This window comes from Streptomyces sp. NPDC091287 (genome assembly GCF_044768525.1).
GTDB lineage: Bacteria > Actinomycetota > Actinomycetes > Streptomycetales > Streptomycetaceae > Streptomyces.
Map to the genome: position 1 here is coordinate 234,474 of NZ_JBIVUV010000014.1, position 18,567 is coordinate 253,040.

Here is an 18,567-nt window from a genome sequence, read left to right on the forward strand (position 1 = left end):
CCCCTGCGCGTCGGACCGGCCTCATCCTGACAGTTCCTGCTCGGCCCAGATGGTCTTGCCGTTCAGTCCGTATCTGCTCCCCCAGCGGCGGCTGAGCTGGGCCACCAGGAACAGCCCACGGCCACCTTCATCGGTGGTGCGGGCGCGGCGCATGCGGGGCTGGGTGTTGCTCGGGTCGGTGACCTCGCACAGGAGTACGTCGGCGCGGATCAGGCGCAGTCCCACGGGGCCGCCCGCGTACCGGACGGCATTGGTGACCAGTTCGCTGACGATCAGTTCGGTTGCGAAGGCCTGCTCCTCGAGTCCCCATTCGGTCAGTTTTCCGGTCGCTGCCGCTCGCGCCGAGGCCACCGCCGCCGGGTCGGCCGGGAAGTCCCAGCAGGCAACGGCGTCCTCCTCCAGCGCGGAGGTACGGGCGAGGAGGAGGGCGGCGTCGTCGGGCTGTGGTTGCCCGCCGGCGTCGTTCATCAGGGCCTGAGCGAGCGCGGGAAGGGCGTCCTCCTGGCGCCGGAGCTCCGTCAGCCGTTCCGCGAGGTCTCGCGTGGAGCTGTCGATGTCAGGGCCGTATCGCTGGAGCAGGCCGTCGGTGTACAGGGCGATGACGCTGCCCGGCGGCAAGTCGACGGTGGTCGTCTCGAAGGGCAGGCTCCCGACGCCGAGCGGCGGCCCCGGCCGGACGGCCACCGGCGCGGCACGGCCGTTCGTCACGGCCAGGAGCGGCGGCAGGTGGCCCGCCGCGGCCATCGTGCAGCGCCCGGTGACCGGATCGTGCACGGCCACGAGACAGGTGGCGCCGACCATGTCGTGGTGTGCGGGGTCCGCCTCGCCGGCCAGGCGGGTGACCAGGTCATCGAGATGGACCAGCAGTTCGTCGGGGGCCAGTTCCAGATCCGCCAGCGTCTGCACGGCGGTACGCAGTCGCCCCATGGTGGCGGTGGCGTGGAGTCCGTGGCCGGTCACGTCTCCGACGACGAGGGCGGTACGGAGCGAGGGAAGCTCGATCGCGTCGAACCAGTCGCCACCGATCTCGGCTCCGCCTCCCGCGGGCAGGTACGCGCCCGCCGTCTCCATGACCCGGGTGGAGGTGTACGTCTGCGGCAGCAGGCGCTGCTGGAGTGCGGCGGCGGCACGGTGCTCCCGGGTGTAGCGGCGGGCGTTGTCCACACCCAGGGCCGCGTGAGCGGCGATCTCGGTGAAGAGGGCCGCGTCCTCCTCGTCGAAGGGCTCGGTCCGATCGATGCGCCAGGCGACCACGACCCCCAGCACCAGGCCGCGCGCGAAGAGCGGGGCCACGGTCATCGAGTGGCCGCCGTCGGGTGCCGCGAGTCGCACATGGCCCGGATTGGCCAGGCCCCCCTCCAGGGTGACCCGGTCGGTCACGATGGTGCGGCCTTCCTGTAGCTCACGGATCATGGGCAGGTCGGGAAAGGACGGTACCGGTTCGCCGAACCGGAGCATGCCGGCCGGCCACGGGCCACGCGCGGCACGGCCGGCCGCCCTGCGGAGGTGGAGATCGCCCCCGCCGAAGGTCTTCGGCGGTTCGTCACCCTGGAGAACCGCGTCGGCCAGGTCGACCCAGGCGAGATCGGCGAAGTCGGGCACCAGCGTCTGGACGATCTCCTCCGCCGTCCTGCTCGCGTCGAGCGTGCCGCCGATGTCCGCCGCCGCACGATGGCGCAGCTCGCGTCGGCGTTCGGCCTGCCAGTGCTCCGTGGCGTCGGTGAACAGGACGGCGACGCCCGTGGGCCTCCCCCGCGTGTCCTCCGTCCGTACGGCGGACACGGACAGCGACCAGTCGCCGTGCGGCGCCCGGGCGGACCTCACTCGCTGCTCGCTCGCGACCAGGGGTACACCTGTCGTCAGGACGCCCCGCAGTGCGGCTTCGACGCCGGCCGCGTCGGCCGCGTGCATCACGTCGGCCAGGCGGCTGCCCGGGCGGAGGCCAAGTCCGGCGAACGCGCCGTGCCTCACGTTGGCCCGCACCACCGCGAGATCGGTGTCACGGAGGACGAAACCGATGCTGTCCTGGCCGAGCAGGGCTCGCGCCACGGCCCCGCCCCACTGGGCCCCGGAAGCCTGGTCCGCCGGGGCGGCCAGGATCAGTGTCGGCTCGGGGCTCCGCAGCCTTTCGGCGCGGTAGCAGACGGTGATCGCCTCTCCGGAACCGCAGAGCAGGCTGATCTCACCTGTGTCCGGCAGCCCGCCGGAGATGCCGTCGGCGCGGGGATCGGCCAGCAACCGGAGAACGGAGCGTCCCAGGACCTCCGCGGCCTGTCGCTCCAGGAGATCCTCGGCGGCGCGGGACAAGCCGGTCACGACACCGCGACGATCGATCAGCACGGCCGCCACCTCGGTCGGCGACGCGCGGTCTTCGGCCCTGCTGACTGCCATGATGCCGTCACCGCCTCCCATCGGGTCGGTGGACCCATCATGGCGCGATGCCGGGTCCTTCGCCTGCCTGCGGCGTTCCGTACCGCGCGTGGGGGCGTGATCGACCATTAGTCTGGAATAACAGCATAGCGCCCATCTAATTGCATTCCATGCGCCCGGCAGGGCACGATGTGCGGCATCACGCCTCGGCCTCGGGGGCCCACCGGCGACCCGCCGCCCGCCCACGGCGGTCGCCGGTGGCCGGGCGGCCTGCTGGACCCTCACCGCCCGGGCCCACGTCGGGCGGTGAGGAGGCGAGGGCGTCGGCGAGGTGCGCCGCCACCCGACTTCTCTCTTCTACGACCGCCGTTCGAGCACGCTGGTCGAGGCGGGACCGGCCTCGGCCCCGCACAACTCCCGGCCCAAGTTCTCCATCCAGGTATCGATGTTGTGGGCCGCGTGCAGGCTGCCGGCGCGGCAGTTACGGGCGATCAGCTGCAGCGGCCGGCGCTTGATGATCGCCGAGGCTCCGGACGCCTGGAAGAGCGTCTCGACCGCGGCACCGCAGGCGTCCCAGACGTAGGCGACGTCGGTGTGGAAGCGGACGACCTCGCGCTCCGAGGGATCCGCCCCCTCGGAGTCGAGCCGGTCGAGCTCGGCCACCGCCGCGGCGGCCACCAGGCCCGCCGCGTGGATCCGGGCGTGGGCGCGGCCGACCGTGAGGTGGGTGATCGGGGCGTCGCGCTGGCTGGCGTACGAGGAGTACGGGATGCTCCGCTTTCCGACTCCTCCGAGGAACACCTCCATGGCGTGGTCGGCCATGCCGAGTGCCACACCCGTGCCCGTCACGAGCGAGCGGGCCAGTCCGCCGCGCCGCGGCCCCAGCCCCTGCTCCGTGAGCTCGGCGATGTGGGCCGTGAGCCGCTGAGGAGTACTGAAGCGCTCGTCGGGGACGAAGAGTTCGCCGTCGGTCGCGACGGTCTGACTGCCGGTGGCCGCCATGCCCATCGCATCCCAGTCGTCGCGGGCGACGAGCTCTTCCTTCGGTACGAGCACCATTCCGACCTTCGCGTCGTCGGTCTCGTCGTGGAAGACGGCCAGGAAGCCGTGCGAGGCGTGCACGCTTCCCGTCGCGAACGGCCAGGCGCCCCGCACCATCCAGCCGCCCTCCACCTGCCGTGCCGTCCCCGACATGCGACGGCTGGTGCCCCCGACCGCGAAGGTGCGGTTACCGGTCCACGGCGAGGTGTACACCGGCGACATGACGTCGTCGGCGAAGGAGAAGCTCCAGAGATTGCCTCCCGCGGCCGCCCACACCATCCACGCCGTCGCTCCGCACCCCGCGCCCAGCACCCGGTAGATGTCGTGCAGTTCGCGGGTCGTGAAATCCGCGCCGCCGTACCGCCTGGGCGTGGTCAAGGCGAACAGGCCGGCCGCGTCGAGACGTTCGATGGTCTCCTGAGGGATGCGATGCTGCTGCTCCGCGTCGGCCTGATGCTCGCGGAGCCAGGGTCGCAGCTCCTCCAGGCGGGCGAGGATCTCCTGGGCCTGCGGCCGATCGGTGTCTGTCCTGGCTGTCATCGTCATGATCTCCTGGGTCGCCCAGCTGCCTTCACCGGACGCGGTCTCCGGCGGCCGGGCATGCTCGAAACGGTTCAGTGTCCTGCCCGACGCCGTCCGGCCCGACGCCGTGTGGTCACGGGCGCCCCATGGGCCGGGCGCCGGCGGGGCGCGCGTGGCTGTCCGGTGGCGGAGAGGGCGCGGCACGACGCTCTGTGCGCGCCGGAAGGCCTCGGGTCAGGCGGGCCACGCGCGGTCCGTCAACGGCGTCCCGCCGAAGCCCCCGACTCTCCGGAGGCTGGGGTCGCTGCCGTCGCGCCGTCCCACCGATGCGTCGGGGTGATCGTCGAACCACCCGTCCGCCGGGTACCTGTACATCCACTCGACGAGCATTCCGCGGCGCGCGATCAGCCACTTCCCGTCCCGCCGCTCGAACCTGTCAAGGTAGCGCGCCCACAGCTTGACGGTTTCACGCTTCCACTGATGCTCTTCCGAGCCTTGGTGGTCGGCCTGGAAATAGGTCTCGACGTGGGCGGCGTCAGGGCCGTCGAACTCTATGAGGCTGTTCCCGAGGAAGTGCATGGTCCGGACGAACCGCGGCATCTCCCCCGCCAGGAACTCCACGAAGCCGTCCACCGGGCCGACATGCAGGCTTTCGGGAAACTGGATCCACGCATCGGGATGGAAGGCGCCGCGGACCAGGCTCATGTCGACACGGTCGAGGCCGCGGCAGTAGCGCAGCAGTACGTCGTGGATCTCCGCTCGGGCGCTCAGTTCCTCGATGTCCATCAGGTTCTCCCCATTCTCGGTTCGCTCTCTCGGCTGCTCAGGACGACGTGTTGTGCGGTGACGGTCGAGCGGAACCGGGCGCGGCCGGCGCACCCTGTTCATCCGCTTCTTCCTGCCACTGCCGTCACTGGGGCGGCAGCACGGGCAGTTGCAGATAGCTCGGATACTCCGGGCCGGTGAAGATCGTGTTCTGCGCGCCGTCGTGACAGGACGCGTCGTACGCGTGCCGGTTGCCGTGACCGACCCCGGTGTACGGCTGGATGTCGAGCCGGATGCGGTGGCCCTTCCTCAGCAGCCCCGTGTTCGGGATGATCTCCACCTCCACCGGCACGATCTCGCCGTCTCGCAGCGGGGCGTGGTCCGCACGCAGGTGCGTGTGCTTCGGCCGGAAATCGGTCGACCGCTCGGTGTCCAGGGCGCGGTGCGACACCTTGAGCCAGCCCTTGGCCAGCGGATAGAGATGGGTGGACACGCCGGGAATGACCGCCGGGCCGCTGAAGTCGACTTCCCTGTTCTCCTCGTCCAGCACGCGCAGAGCCACGAAGAGGTCCATGTCCTCACTCGTGGATGCCACCCACACCACGAGCTTGCTGTAGCCGGCGAGCACCGTGTCCTCCTCCAGCGGCGCACTGATGAAGGTGGCGCCGTGGCGGCAGGGGGAGATGGTCATGGCGTACTGCCCGGCGACCGGTGCCTGCGGCACCACGGGGGCCTTCGGGTCCACCTGGGCCGAATAGGTCACGGACCGCTCGGCCTCGGGGGCCGTGGCCGCCAGTCGCAGCGCGTTGCCGCTGGGGATGCGCCCGTCCAGGTCGGAGGGCGACGCGTCCAGGTACCACTTGACGTACCGGGTGCGGGCGACCGGCCACTCCTGCTCCTCCTGGACGTACGACGCACCTCGCCCGGTCCGTATCTCCAGGCGTACGGGTGGCTTGTCCATGATCCCGTTGTCGATTCCCTTGAGCCAGTGGTCGAAGAACGCCACGTGCTCCTCGACCGCTTCGGCGGAGTAGGACTTCATGAACCAGTCCTCCCAGAAGTCGATCTTCTTGTTCCGCGTGGGCGTGCTCAGATAGGTCTCGCTGCTTCCGAGTTGATGGAAGTGGGCGGGGTGCGTCGTCACCGCGACCGTCCAGAGGGGCACCGTCACCTCGCTGAGGTCCGGACTCATCAGGACCTCGGACCGCGGGCCGAAGACCGCTGAGGGATCGGAGTCCTTGAAGGGATTGGCCCTGGCCATCGCGAGGAAGTCCTTCGCGTCGGCCTCGCCGCAGATCGCTGGCGCGATCCCCTTCTCGAACCAGAAGGGGAAGAACTCCTCGTTGAGGATGCCTCCGGTGTAGATGACCTCTTCGTAGAGGTCGGCATCCGTTCCGATGGCGATCATCGCCTTGAGGTGCGGCGGTCGAAGGCTCGCCACCGCGTGTTGGTTGACCGCGTAGTACGACATGCCCCACAGACCGACGTTTCCGTTGGACCAGGGCTGCACCCCGGCCCACTCGATCGCGTCGTAGAACGCCTCGGCTTCGTCGATCCCCCAGATGCCGAGGGTGCCCGGGCTCTTGCCTGCCCCGGGGCTGTCGACGCGTACGAGGGCGTAACCGCGCGGGATCCACGTCGCCGTGTTGATGCTTTCGTGGTTCTCGTACTCGTATCCGTCGGGATTGCCGGAGAAGTACCGCTCTTCCATCACCTCGTGGCGCTCGGCGTCCTGCTCGTCACAGATGGTGTGGTGGACGAAAGCCCTGCCGTACACGCCGCAGTTCATGACGACCGGGACCGGATCGTCATGGTCCGGACGGTAGACGTCGGCATAGACGAACGAGCCGTTCCGCAGGGGGATCTTGACGTCCCGGTATCGGCGGATCCCGAGTATGTTGCGGCGTACCTCGTTGCGCGCGGCAGCTGCTGACATGAGGGTGCGTGGCGTGGCGTCCCTGAAGACCTTCGCCCGGTTCAGGTCGTCGAGCAGCCTCGTGACGGCCGAATCCTCCGTGAACGCCCGGATGAGATCGGCCGGCCCCGGTGCGAGGGTCGTCTGGTTACGGAAGTTGATGACCCGGTCGCCCACAAGGGCGTGGATTGCGGGCGTCAGGGTGACCCCGCCGTCCAGGTCGCCGTCCAGGTCGAGCGAGTACACGAAGCGGGCGATGTTGGTCAGGCCCGGATCGGCGAGTTTGCCTGGATTCCCGGCGACCCTGGCGACGATGTCGGCAAGGGTGAGGCGTGCGGCTCCTCGCGCGGCGCCGATCAGGACGGACCCGACCGAGAAGACGATGGTCTCGCCTTCCCGGTACGCGAACGTCCCGTCCTGGTCCGTGAGTCCCGCACACGTGGGAGTCTCGAATCGCAGCCCCGCGATGGGGCCTGCGAACCTTCCTGTACGCAGCATGATTGTCTGCTTTCGGGGTCGGAGCGCCGGCGTGGTCCGCCTTGGCCGGAACCACGCCCTGCGAAAGCCGGGTCGAGAGAAACTCGTGACAGCTGGGCGGTCGCGGCGGTCCATGTCGCCCTGTCCGCTCTGCCGAGGGGCTGCATCGCCCATGAGGCCTTCAGAACAAGGCCCCGCATGTCCTGGGCAGTTCGAAGCCCGCTGGACTGATACTCGAATACACCGTAAATTAAGGAGTATGTCAAGTAGCGGAGAACTTCCTGTCCCTCAGGAGATCGTCGATGCCACCCTCCGGGCCGCGGACGCGCGAGGCGTGCCCGCGGCGGAGGTGACCGTGCGCGACATCGCCCAGGAAGCCGGAGTCTCCCGCAGCACGCTGCTGCGCCGACTGGGCGGCACCCGCCAGGCCCTGGACGAGGCGCTGCGCGCCGCAGGCGTCGAACCCGGAGGGCGCAAGCCGGTGAAGGACCGTGCCATCGAGGCCACGGCCGCCCTGATCAGCGAGCAGGGGCTGGGGACGGTGACCTTCGAACGAGTGGCAGCCGCGGCCGGGTGCTCCGTGCCGAGCCTCTACGCGACGTTCGGCGGGCGGGACGAACTGCTGCGCGCGGTGTTCGAGCGCCACAGCCCCATCGTCGACATGGAGACCTTCCTGGCCGGGCGGAGCGGCGACCTGGAGGACACCGTCCGTCGGCTCTACCGGCTCCTGGCCGACGCCCTCGAACGGGAGCCCCGGGTCCTGCCGGCCCTCCTCGCGGAGGTGTTCGCCCGCCCCGGTGACGAGAACGTCCAGATGGTCTTCCGGAGCGTCACCCCGCGCCTGCTGGCCGGAGTCGGGGCATGGCTCGCCGAAGAAGCCGCTGCCGGACGTATCCGTGACATGCCCCCACTGCTGCTCACGCAGCAGATGACCAGCCCCATCTTTCTGCACTTCCTCCTGCGCCCCGTGACGAGCCGCGTCGCTGCGGCAGACCTGCCCACGGCGGACGAGACCATCGAGACGTTCACACAGGCCTTCCTCCGGGCCGTGGCCCCACCCTCTTCCAGGGGCGGGGCCTGACTCCACCCCGACGTCACCACCCTCACCGGCTCCTCCGTGATGGACCTCATCCAGACACACCTGCCCACGGCCGCGGACGACGGCTGAACAGGGTCCCCCTGCCGTGCGGCATGAGGGGCGCCGGGGAGAAGCAGAGCCGGCGGCGGCGCAGCTACTGACCGCAGGCGACAGCCAGGGCCCGGCGGATCCGCGCGGGCTCGTACGTGGGTGCGGCGATGGAGAGCACGACGAGGGCGGTACGGCCCAGATGAGCCGCCAGGGCCTGGGAGGCGGCACTCGCGTCACGCGCCTTCACCGCATCGGCGATCGTGCGGTGCTGTGCGCTTGTCTCCGCCCGCCATTCGAGCGGGTTCCACGAGACGAACGCGAGGCGGTAGCGCGTGGCGTGATCCGACAGCAGGGCGAGCTCCCGCTCCATGCGCGGACCGGACGGGTGGACCAAGGCGCGGTGGAACAGCTCGTGCGGGCACTCCCACTGCTCGACGTCGCCCGTGCGCGCCTTCTCGTCCATCTCCTCCAGCAGTCGGTCGAGCTGCTCCAGATGCGCATCGTTCATGCGCGGTACGGCGATCCCGACCGCGAGCGCTTCGAGAGTGATGCGCATCGCGTAGAGCTCGTCGAGGTCCTCGTTGCTGAACGTCGTCACACGGGCGCGGTGCTGGGACTCCTGCTGGACGAATCCCTCGCGCTGCAGAATCCTGAGCGCCTCACGCAGAGGGCCGCGACTCACTCCCAGTTTCCGGGCGAGCGCGACCTGCGACAGGGGGTCGCCGGGGCGGAGGTCGCCGTGCATGATCTCGCGGCGCAGCGTGTGATGGGCCCTGCTCACCTCGTCGGGGTGAGCGAGGTCGTTCGCCACCTCGGCTGACTGAGCTGTCATGTTGTGTCGGCCTTTCGTGTCCACAGGGCGCCTGGATGAGCTGCAAGGACAACCGTAGCCGACAAGCGGCTACCACTTTGCCGACACTTCAGGTGACGTCTTGTGCCATCTGTGACTCCCCCGGCCGCATCCGCCCGGGAAATGCAGGCCGAGCGAGCGGGTCACACGCCCCTCCCTTGACCAAGGCTGTCGACATTTGGGCCGATGGTGTGGGCCCCGTCGCTATACCGTGCGACGGGGCCTTCTCCGGATCCGACTGTGCCGCGGAGGGCAACGCCCGGTGGGTACCCCCTGAACCCGACCGTTCAGGGGGTACCCACCGGGCGAACCGGCCCGGGCCGACTGGCGCCGGCGCACCCCACGGTGCCCGTGCACACCCTCGGCACCTGGCCGACCCAGGTCAGCGCCTCGAGGTGAGCTGATTCTCGACACCCCTGAGGGAAGGGCGGCGCGAGGAGGAGCCATCCGCCGATCGGTGCTGGTTGCCCACGACGGTGTTGCGCACCTTCCCCAGACATTCCACCTCGACCTCGACCGTGTCTCCCGGCTGGAGGAGCTGAGGGGGCTTACGGGCGTAGCCCACTCCCGACGGCGTACCGGTCGCGAGGATGTCGCCCGGGCGCAAGGACAGGGTGTGCGAGATCAGGGACAGCGTGTCTCCGACCGTGTAGATCATCTGATCGGTTCGGGCATCCTGCACCGTCACCCCGTTGACACGGGTCTGCAGCCTGAGGCCCTGGCCGAGGTCGCCGACCTCGGCAGCGGGGACCAACGGGCCGATGGGCCCGGACCGGTCTCCGTTCTTGCCCAGAATCCACTGGGACGTCAGCTTCTGCGCTCTGCGCGAGGTCAGGTCGTTGAACGCGGAGTACCCGATGACGGACGCCAGGGCCTCCTCGGGTGCCGCGTCGACGAGCGGTGCCCCCACCCAGGCGACGACCTCGCCCTCCCAGTCCAGGCCCTCCTCGTTGGAGGGCACGGGAACCTCAGCACCGTCGACGGTGAGTGACTGGGTCCACCGGGCGAACAGGGTGGGATAGGGGGGCAGGTCCTGGTCGCGGAACGACCCTTCCGCGGCGTGCTCCGCATAGTTGAGTCCGATGCAGAACACACGTGCGTCGGGCAGCACGGGCGGCACCTGCTCGACCGACGCGGCGTCGAGTGCCGGACCCGCGGGCGGCCGGGAGAGGTGTCCCGCCGGGTCGGCCCAGAAATCCGCCAGTGAGGCGATGACGGTGACCCCGCCGTCGTCGGCGAGGGCCGCGACCTCCACCCCGTAGTCGGCACGCGGTCGTCTGATGCCCACGATCCTCATGTGTTTTCCCTTCCTGGTCCTCGGGATGTTCCCCGGGGCCCGTGTCGGTCATTGCTGTTCTCGCGCCGCAGGCACCGGGCCGTCCGTCGGCCGGTGATCCTGCACCGGACGGCGCCACTGCCGTCCGGGTTCCTGGCGATCGGCAGATCCTCCGGACTCCGCCCCCGGTCAGTCGCCGGCGTCTTCGCGTCTCCCGGTGTGGTCGTGATCGAGGAGGTGCTGGATCAGGAGATCCGCGCCGAAGTCGTTGGAAGGGTCACGCCAGACGCTGTGTACGTGGTTGGCGTTGTCCTCCGCGTTGTCGAATTCCACGAGCGTGACGGGACCCTGGATGCGGAAGTAGTGCGGCTGCTCGATGGCGGTGCCGCCTGCCCAGGCGAAGTGCAGATCCTCCACTCCCCCGGCAGCCGCGATCCGGTCCATCTCGAAGCCCACGAGGCCCGGTCGGGCGCGCTCGACGAACAGGGCCAGCAGCTCGTCGAAGTGCTTGCGCTGGGCCGGTGAGAGGTCACCGGCCCGGAAGCCCCGCGGATGGGCGCGGAAGTAGGCCAGGGCCCTGCGGTCCTCGTCGGTGATCATCGCGTCGCGGCGGCCGACCCCGTGGTAGGCGGGGTACTCGACCTCGCCGACGGTCGCGACGGTCCGGGTGACGAAGTCCGCCGGCGGCCGGGAATGGATGATGGTCCGCTGCTGCTGGGAGGCGGTGAGACTGTCCATAAGGACAAAGGCCGCGTCCTCCTCCTCTCCGAGGATCCGGAAGGGGCCGAAGCGGGCAGGTTCGGCACCGAGCAGGAACGGGGTGGCGTTGACCAGGTCGCCGTCGACGACGGTGATGTTGATCGACAGATGGTGACCCACCAGGCGCCAGCCCCAGGTGGTGTCCGGCTGCGGCTGGCCGAAGAAGACGAGGAAGTAGCCGCGCGCGTCGCGGAGCGTGGCTGCGACGTGCCCGAACAGGGGCTGGTTCAGTTCGCGGAGCACGTGCTCGTTGGACATCACCTGGACCACACGAGCGTACGCCGCGGTCGACATCGACTCGGCGATCAGCCGGTGCGCCAACACCTCCTGTCGCCGGTCCAGGTCTCCGAGCGGCACGCCCGGGCGGCCTGACTCCGGCAGGAAGTTCCAGTGCGTCCGGTCGGGGCTCGTCCAGGGCAGCAGCGCCCGTGCACGCTGTTCCGCGCTCAGTCCGTCGAACAGCCCCATCGCCGCGAAGGTGACCGCCGTCGCGTCGAACGAGCCGCCTGTCCGCGGCCGGTGCGCCTCCGGAAGCTCACCGTCAGGATGCTGATGTGGCGTTGCCGTCATGGCGTTCCCTGCCGTTCTTCGTGGGTGGGTCTGTGTGTGTGGGGTGGTGATGCTGCTCGTTCGTACGACAGGGTGTGCTGTCCGGCGTGCCCGGACCAGGACAGTGCCTCGGTGGTGCTGCCGAGTCCGGGCCGTCATCGGCCCGGTTCGCTCCTGCGCTCTCGTGCGTGTTCACTGGTGAGCCGCGTCGTACCGGTACGGGCCGAGGCACATGAACATGCCTGCGCAGACCACGCACACGACGGCCAGCGTGAGCATCGCCGGAGTGTAGGAGCCCGAGCTCTCCCGGCTCGCGCTCACCGCGGACGCGGCGATCGCCCCGCCGATCTGGAACGCCGAGAACGCGATGCCGTAGATCTTGCCGTAGGCCATACGTCCGAAGTGCCGAGGCACGAGATAGCTGAGGACGTCGAACTCGGCGCCGATCAACAGCCCGGCCAGCGCCGCGGCGATGAGACCCGTCACCACGTTCGGTCCCGCCGCGAAGAGCAGCACCGATACGAGACCGCCCGCGAGGTTGAACCCCATGACCACAGACGCCTTGAAACGATCGAGCAGCCATCCGGTCACGACCCTGGCCACGATGAGCGCGATCCCGAGCGCGACCGGCACCAGGTTGGCGATGTGTTCCGGAACGCCGGCATCGAGCAACAGGGGAATCTGGTAGACCGTGATGGACGAACCGACCAGCCCGAGCAGGAGGAACGCGCCCAGGATGAGCCAGAACGGCCGCCTGCGCGCGGAGACCTTCAGCGTGTCACCACTCGCGCTGACATCCGTTCTGCGCGGGCTCGGTTCGGTGATGAGGAAGAACGCGATCGGGAAGGCGATGAGCGCGACCGCCCCCAGTCCGAGGAAAGCCGCCCGCCAGCCGAACGCCCCGATCAGCCAAGCTGTGAGAAGGGGAACCACCACCGTGCCGACTCCGATGCCGGAGTTGGCGATCCCCAGCGCGAACCCGAGCCTGCGCTCGAACCAGCCTGCCGTGAGCCGGAGGTAGGAGACCGGCCAGAGGCCCAGGCCGCAGACCGGGATGAGGGCCCAGGCCAGGTAGAACACGGACAGGCTGTCGGGCAGGAAGTACATCCCCATCAGGGACAGCCCGAAGACCGGGGAGCTGCACAGGATGACGCGACGGCCTCCGTACCGGTCGACCAGGTAGCCCTGCAGCGGCGAGATGATCATGACCGTGATGCTGAGGAAGGAAGCAGCGAGGCCGATCTCGGAGACCCCCCAGCCGAACTCCCGGTGCAGCGGGGCGATGAACGCCCCGAACGACATGACCGTGAGAACGCTGGGGCCGACGGTGAGCCCGAGCGCGGACGCTATGGCCGTACGCCACCCCGTCGCCTCCCGGCCCCCATCGGATGGGTCTTCGCCTGCCCGGATGAGCGTTGCTGACTTGTCCATGGTCATGCGGAATCCTCCTTGATTCCCTTTGTGGAAGCGCCCCGCTCTCTCGCACCGACGTGTCCGGTGACCGGACCGTCGGCCTGACAGTGAGAGATGGGGAGCCGTATCCACCCTGGCCGCCCGGCGTGTGAACCTGGGTCCCGACGGGCCGGGCGATCGGCGGGCCCATCGTCGATCACCTGGCTTCCGCCGCGGGCTGGAGCGCCTGACGCAGACGTGAGACGAAGCGGGGGATGTCCTCGTGCTCGCCGGCCGCGAAGACGTAGAAGTCCGGCCGGGCGAGAAGCACCTCGCACCCGTGCTCGGCGAACCAGCGCGCGTAGGTTCCGTCGAGGTCCTGGAAGCCACTCCCGCGCGAGACGTCGGCGACCACACCGCCCCTCTCCCGGAACCAGGCAGCGTCCTCGTCGCTCAGGTACGCGGCGGGATCCCCGGCACGACTGATCAGCTGCCAGCCGCCACCGACGACATCGTCGAAGAGTCCCTCCCGGTCAGCGGTACGAATGCGTCCCTGTGGCGCCAGCCGCCCCTCGGCGTCCCTGCCCGGGATCGTCAGCGACGGCTCGCCCAGACGCGGGTGCGGAGGCTCCCGCGTCACAGCGTCGGGATCGGACGACCGCTTCCTCATGTCGGCGTCCCGTGCGGCCGCCCGGTCGAGGTCGAGTTCGCAGATGACGCGACCGGCGGCCACCGCCTCGTCGATGATCTCCCGCACGTGGCCGGAGCGCTCCGGACCGTAACTGTCGAACACCGCCGGTGTCGCCAGCCCCTGGTGGACCATGATCAGCCGCCAGGTGAGCGCACGGGCGTCCCGCAGACCGGAGCACAGCCCCTGCCCGAGGAAGGGGGGCATCAGATGGGCCGAGTCGCCCGCGAGGAACACGTTCCCCCTGCGCCAGGTGTGCGCCCAGCTCCCCCGGAACGTGTAGACGGCGTGGCGTTCCATGCGGGCGGTCTCCGGTGTCACGCCCCAGGGCGCCATGAGCCGCCAGGCCGTGCTGTCCCGGCCCAGTTCCTCGACGGTCATGTCCGCGCGGCGCATGAACTCGAAACGCCGTCGGCCCGGACCGCTGTTGACCGCGGTGGCGGGTTGCGCCGGATCGCAGTACTGGGTGACGAAGGCACTCCAGTTCTCCTCGGCGAGCGGCTGGTAGTCCACCACCAGCCAGTCGGCCTGGAACCCCGAGTCACCGGTCTCGATGCCCAGCCGGGAGCGCACCGCGCTGTTGGCTCCGTCCGCACCGACGAGCCACCGCGACCGGACCTGCGCGGTCTTCGCCGGGTCCTCGGTGCGGCCCACCCGGACGGACACTCCGTCGTCGTCCTGGGTCACGTCCTGGAAGGTCCATCCGCGGTGGACCCGCACGCCCGGCGTCGCGACCGCCATGTCTTCGAGGGCCGCCTCGAGGTCGGGCTGGTAGAAGCCGTTGGTGTTCGCCCATCCCGACTCGGAGGCCCGGTTCCAGTCGATGGCCTGCAGGAGTTCGCCTTCGCCGTTGCGGAACTCGTACCCGCCCCGCTCCCCCTGGGATGCTTCGAACAAGTCGGCGTGGTCGTCCATGAGGCCCGCGGACTGCAGGATGCGGAGTGCCTCGTGGTCGATGGTGCACGCCCGTGGCAGTGGATAACGCTCCGGCCAGCGCTCCACGACGGACACCCGCAGACCGGCCCGGCCCAGGAGGAGGGCCGTGAGCAGCCCCACGGGACCGCCGCCGACGACCAGGCAGTCGACCACCGGCCGAAAGTCCGCGGCGGGAGTGGGATCCGGTCGCGTCGTCATGCGCCCCGCCCTCCCGCCTCGGTGCCGTACGCAGGGGCGATCGGCGCCTGGTCGAACGGTGAGGCCTGCCCCCACGGGGTGGTGCGGGCCCGCCGGCCTGCGTCGTGGCCGTAGGCGCCCTGCGGTACGACGACACACTTGTGGTGCGGCGAAGCTGCCTGGGCCCGCCATGCCGTCGGCAGTTCCTCCAGCACGACGGTACGCACGTCGACCTTCAGCTCGTCGCGGGCGAGGGCACTCCAGAGCCAGGTGAGGGCCGGCCGCTTCTGGGACAACGGGGTGTGCAGGCCCGCGAAGCCGGACAGCGTGAGCTGCTTGCCGCGCAGCAGCCCGGCCGGCACCTGTGCGGTCGCGCCGGCCGGGTTGCCGATGTTGATCACCCTGGCCCGTGGTGCGCATACCCGGAGCGCCGCCTCCAACGGCAGGCCGTAGACGCCGTCCAGGACGACGTCCACCGGTCCGGCCACCTCCCGCAGCCTGGCCGCGAGTTCGTCCACGCTCTCGTCGGCACGCAGATCGACGACGGTGTCGGCGCCGAGTGGGAGAAGGCGTGCGAGGGCCGCGCGGTCGCGGGCGACGCCGATCACCCGGCTCGCTCCGCTGCGGTGTGCCACCTGGACCGCCAGTTGCCCGACGGAGCCGGTGGCTCCCAGAACCAGTACGGTCTCGCCGGGGCGCAGGCCGGCGTCCTCGACGAGCGGCATGTACGCCGCGGTGCCGGAGTTGCCGACCGCCGCGGCGAGCACGGGGTCGAGGCCTTCAGGCAACAGCAGGAGGTCCTCGTCGGCGATGAGTGCCTGCGTCGCGAAGGAACCCGGGGTGTCCGGCGACGCGTCGCACTCGCCGTAGACCCAGGAGCCCGGCGCATAGCGGTCCGAGTCGAGCACGACGCCCACGCACTCGCTGCCCGGCACGTACGGAGCTTCGTGGCGAGCCGAATGGAACGTCCCGGAGGCGATCACCAGGTCCAGCGGATTCAGCGGCGCCGCGACCACGGCCACGAGCGTGGTGCCGGGCGTACGCGGCGGCAACGTGACCGAACCCAGTCGCGGTTCACTGCCGGGAGCGTCGACGACCGCTGCCGGGACCCCGCTCGGCCGCGCACCGTCCGGCGCTTGCATGCTCTCCATCGTTGGCCTCACTTCCTCACCATCGTTTGCCGGCACGCTTCGTGCTGCCGGTGCGCGTCGGTCGTCCGGGCAGGACGACGCCCTCCCCCGTCAAATGCTGGCCAGACGCCGGAACCGGCTTGCGTGGAACACGAGGGGGGAGGTGTCGAGGACCGCGCTGAGCCCCTGGATGCCGAGCAGCACAATGTCGTGATCCCCGCACGGGACCTCTTCCTGGACCGTGCAGTCGAGCCACAGCGTGGCACCCTCCACGAAGACGCTGCCGTCCTCGGAGGCGAACCAGTCCACGCCGGCGAACCGGTCGCCGCCCTTGCTCGCCAGCCGGGCGCAGATCTCGTCCTGACCCTCGGCCAGCACGCTCAGCCCCAGCCTGGGACGCTCCCGCAGCTTGGGCCAGGTCGTGGAGGTGTGTTGTATGCACACCGACACCAGCGGTGGGTCCATCGACACGGAGGTGAATGAGCTCGCGGCAAATCCCACGGGCTCGCCGTCGCGGTAGGCGCACAGGGCGGTGACTCCGGAGGGAAAACATCCGAAGGCCTGCCGCAGCTGCTGGGCGGCCTGCACCGGCTCGATATCTCTCACCGAGATCTCCTTCTCGGTCTGCGTACGGGCCGTCCCGGCCGGCGCAGACGTGATGGGTGTGGGCGTTGTGGGTTGTGGAGGGTGGTGCTGTGTGACGTCGTCAGAAGCTCTGTTCGGGAGCTTCGGAACCTCTGCTCGGGCTCCAGGGCTCCGCTCGGACAGGTCCGCGCGGGCTCCGCTCGGGCAGGTCCGCGCGGGCTCCGCTTGGGCAGGTCCGCGCCGGCGATCCGGTCTCAGGCCGAGGGAGCGCCTGCCGGGGTGTTCAGCCAACGCCGGACGGCCTGGGCGTCGGCGTCGAGGACGGGTGGGGGGCGGTGGCTGACGCGGGTCGTCTCCGTCTCGGCGCCATCGGCGTCGACGGTGTACGTCCGCAGGGCTGATCCCGGCAGCGAGATCTTCCCCAGGCTCTGGTGCTCGACGTCGACGAGAAGTCCCTGGGAGCGGGTCTGCTCCCACTCGTAGACCTCGTCGAGGGTGCGGACCCGGCCGGCCGGGATGTCGATGTCGGCGAGCTGGTCCAGGAGCTCGTCCGGCCCGAGCTCTGCGAACACGTTCTCCAGCAGTGCGGTGAGGCTCTCCCGGTTCGCCAGGCGGTCGGCGTTCGTCGCGTAGCGCCGGTCGTCCGCCGCGAGGCCGAAGGCCACGCAGAGGCGCCGCCACATGGCGTCGTTCCCGCAGGCGATCTGCACGCTTCCGCCCTCGCAACGGAACAGTCCGTACGGAGCGATGGTCGGGTGCTGGTTCCCCTGCGCCCGGCCGACCTCGCCGGCCACGGTCCAGCGGGTCCCCTGAAAGGCGTGGGCGGCGACGACGGAGGCCAGCAGCGACGTACGCACGATCTGTCCCCGTCCGGTGCGGTCGCGTTCGCGCAGGGCTGCGAGGACGCCGAAGGCGCCGTTCATTCCGGCGAGCAGGTCGGCGATCGGTACGCCGACGCGCTGGGGGTGAGCGGGGTCCGGTCCGGTGAGGGACATCAGGCCGCCCTCGCCCTGCGCGATCTGGTCGTACCCGGCACGGCCGGCTTCGGTTCCGTCGTGGCCGAATCCGCTGATCGACAGCACCACCAGACGGGGGTTGAGCTCCATCAGCCGCGCGGTCCCGAATCCGAGCCGCTGCATCGCGCCCGGCTTGTAGTTCTCGAGAAGGACGTCGGCCCGCTCGATGAGCCGGGCGAGCACCTGTGCGTCCTCGTCCCGCTTCAGATTGAGCGTGATCGATTCCTTGTTCCTGTTGCACGACAGGAAGTACGTCGACTCCTCGGTGCCGTCGTCGGCCTGGACGAACGGCGGCCCCCAGGAACGGGTGTCGTCCCCTGCGGGACTCTCGACCTTGATCACGCGGGCGCCGAGGTCACCGAGCATCATGGCCGCCTGGGGCCCGGCGAGCGCGCGCGTCAGGTCGACGACGAGCAGTCGGGCGAGTGATCCGGTCATGAACGGGCCTCCGGGGCGCTGAACGACGGGCCGGCCGGGTTCGGTCGGATCACGAGCATGCTTGCGGCGAGATTCGTATGGTTCTCGACGGCGCGGAGCGTTCCGGTGGTGAGCCGAGCCCCGTCGAGAGCGTGCAGGACATGGGTGGTTCCGTCGGCTTCGATGAGGGTCAGGGCGCCGGTCAGCACGATGTAGAGCGTCTCCAGCGCGACGGGCGACATGTCCGCTCGCCCGCCGGGCACGTAGTGCGACAGGGCTGCCGTCACGGCGCCGTCGTACCGCTCGCCACCGAAGAGATGGACGGGGCCGACGCCGTGGTGGCCTGGGGGCTGGAAGCGTGCGGCCTCATCGAGATGGGTGATGTCTATCGGCATGGTGGTCACTCGATTCTGGCTGGGCGTGCAGGCCAGGTGCTTGCGATGGCAGACGATGACGACAGCCGGCCGTGTCCGCAGCGGCCGTGCGGCGCACACGGAGAGGGCTGGCGGGCCTGCGGCTCCGGGCGCCCGCCGGCTGGCCGGGATGACGCGGTGGAACGTTGCGGGTCAGGAG

The 18,567-nt window shown here is 70.1% G+C and carries 14 protein-coding genes; 1 reads left to right on the forward strand and 13 read right to left on the reverse strand.

All coding sequences use genetic code 11. The annotated features are described in order from the left end of the window. Positions 1–21 precede the first annotated feature (21 nt). The 4 genes from ACIQRW_RS24510 to ACIQRW_RS24525 form a co-directional block, all read right to left on the reverse strand. A complete protein-coding gene (locus ACIQRW_RS24510) occupies positions 22–2,391 on the reverse strand; it encodes a SpoIIE family protein phosphatase (RefSeq protein WP_403764024.1) in 2,370 nt (789 codons plus the stop codon). 336 nt (positions 2,392–2,727) lie between these two features. Continuing rightward, positions 2,728–3,951 (reverse strand): acyl-CoA dehydrogenase family protein, encoded by a 1,224-nt coding sequence (locus tag ACIQRW_RS24515; RefSeq protein WP_403764026.1) that lies wholly within the window; start codon positions 3,949–3,951, stop codon positions 2,728–2,730. Between the two features lie 216 nt (positions 3,952–4,167). Continuing rightward, positions 4,168–4,719 (reverse strand): nuclear transport factor 2 family protein, encoded by a 552-nt coding sequence (locus ACIQRW_RS24520; RefSeq protein ID WP_403764027.1) that lies wholly within the window; start codon positions 4,717–4,719, stop codon positions 4,168–4,170. 124 nt (positions 4,720–4,843) lie between these two features. Next, positions 4,844–7,111, reverse strand: a complete 2,268-nt coding sequence (locus ACIQRW_RS24525; RefSeq protein WP_403764029.1) for a CocE/NonD family hydrolase — start codon at positions 7,109–7,111, stop codon at positions 4,844–4,846. 238 nt (positions 7,112–7,349) lie between these two features. On the opposite strand from ACIQRW_RS24525, the gene ACIQRW_RS24530 reads away from it, so the two are divergent. Continuing rightward, positions 7,350–8,171, forward strand: coding sequence for a TetR family transcriptional regulator (locus ACIQRW_RS24530; RefSeq protein ID WP_403764031.1), 822 nt, complete (start codon positions 7,350–7,352; stop codon positions 8,169–8,171). A gap of 151 nt (positions 8,172–8,322) precedes the next feature. On the opposite strand, the gene ACIQRW_RS24535 is transcribed toward ACIQRW_RS24530, so the two are convergent. The 9 genes from ACIQRW_RS24535 to ACIQRW_RS24575 all read right to left on the reverse strand — a co-directional run bounded on the left by ACIQRW_RS24535 (position 8,323) and on the right by ACIQRW_RS24575 (position 18,389). Continuing rightward, positions 8,323–9,051 carry a GntR family transcriptional regulator gene (locus ACIQRW_RS24535; protein WP_403764033.1) on the reverse strand — a complete coding sequence of 243 codons (729 nt, stop codon included), beginning with the start codon at positions 9,049–9,051 and terminating at the stop codon, positions 8,323–8,325. A gap of 400 nt (positions 9,052–9,451) precedes the next feature. Further along, positions 9,452–10,366 (reverse strand): fumarylacetoacetate hydrolase family protein, encoded by a 915-nt coding sequence (locus ACIQRW_RS24540; RefSeq protein WP_403764035.1) that lies wholly within the window; start codon positions 10,364–10,366, stop codon positions 9,452–9,454. Positions 10,367–10,534: 168 nt separating this feature from the next. Beyond that, positions 10,535–11,674 (reverse strand): DUF3500 domain-containing protein, encoded by a 1,140-nt coding sequence (locus tag ACIQRW_RS24545; RefSeq protein WP_403764037.1) that lies wholly within the window; start codon positions 11,672–11,674, stop codon positions 10,535–10,537. 171 nt (positions 11,675–11,845) lie between these two features. Next, a complete protein-coding gene (locus ACIQRW_RS24550) occupies positions 11,846–13,090 on the reverse strand; it encodes an MFS transporter (protein WP_403764039.1) in 1,245 nt (414 codons plus the stop codon). Positions 13,091–13,262: 172 nt separating this feature from the next. Then, positions 13,263–14,867: a bifunctional 3-(3-hydroxy-phenyl)propionate/3-hydroxycinnamic acid hydroxylase gene (locus ACIQRW_RS24555; protein WP_403764041.1), complete on the reverse strand. Its 1,605-nt coding sequence runs from the start codon at positions 14,865–14,867 to the stop codon at positions 13,263–13,265. After that, positions 14,864–15,988: a zinc-binding alcohol dehydrogenase family protein gene (locus ACIQRW_RS24560; RefSeq protein ID WP_403764043.1), complete on the reverse strand. Its 1,125-nt coding sequence runs from the start codon at positions 15,986–15,988 to the stop codon at positions 14,864–14,866. Before ACIQRW_RS24560 ends, ACIQRW_RS24555 begins: the two co-directional genes overlap by 4 nt. Positions 15,989–16,087: 99 nt before the next feature. Next, positions 16,088–16,582 carry a flavin reductase family protein gene (locus tag ACIQRW_RS24565; protein ID WP_403764045.1) on the reverse strand — a complete coding sequence of 165 codons (495 nt, stop codon included), beginning with the start codon at positions 16,580–16,582 and terminating at the stop codon, positions 16,088–16,090. A 233-nt stretch (positions 16,583–16,815) separates the two neighbouring features. Next, a complete protein-coding gene (locus tag ACIQRW_RS24570; RefSeq protein WP_403764047.1) occupies positions 16,816–18,015 on the reverse strand; it encodes a CaiB/BaiF CoA transferase family protein in 1,200 nt (399 codons plus the stop codon). Beyond that, entirely contained in the window at positions 18,012–18,389 is a 378-nt protein-coding gene (locus ACIQRW_RS24575; protein ID WP_403764049.1) for a cupin domain-containing protein, read from the reverse strand. Before ACIQRW_RS24575 ends, ACIQRW_RS24570 begins: the two co-directional genes overlap by 4 nt. Positions 18,390–18,567: the final 178 nt, after the last annotated feature.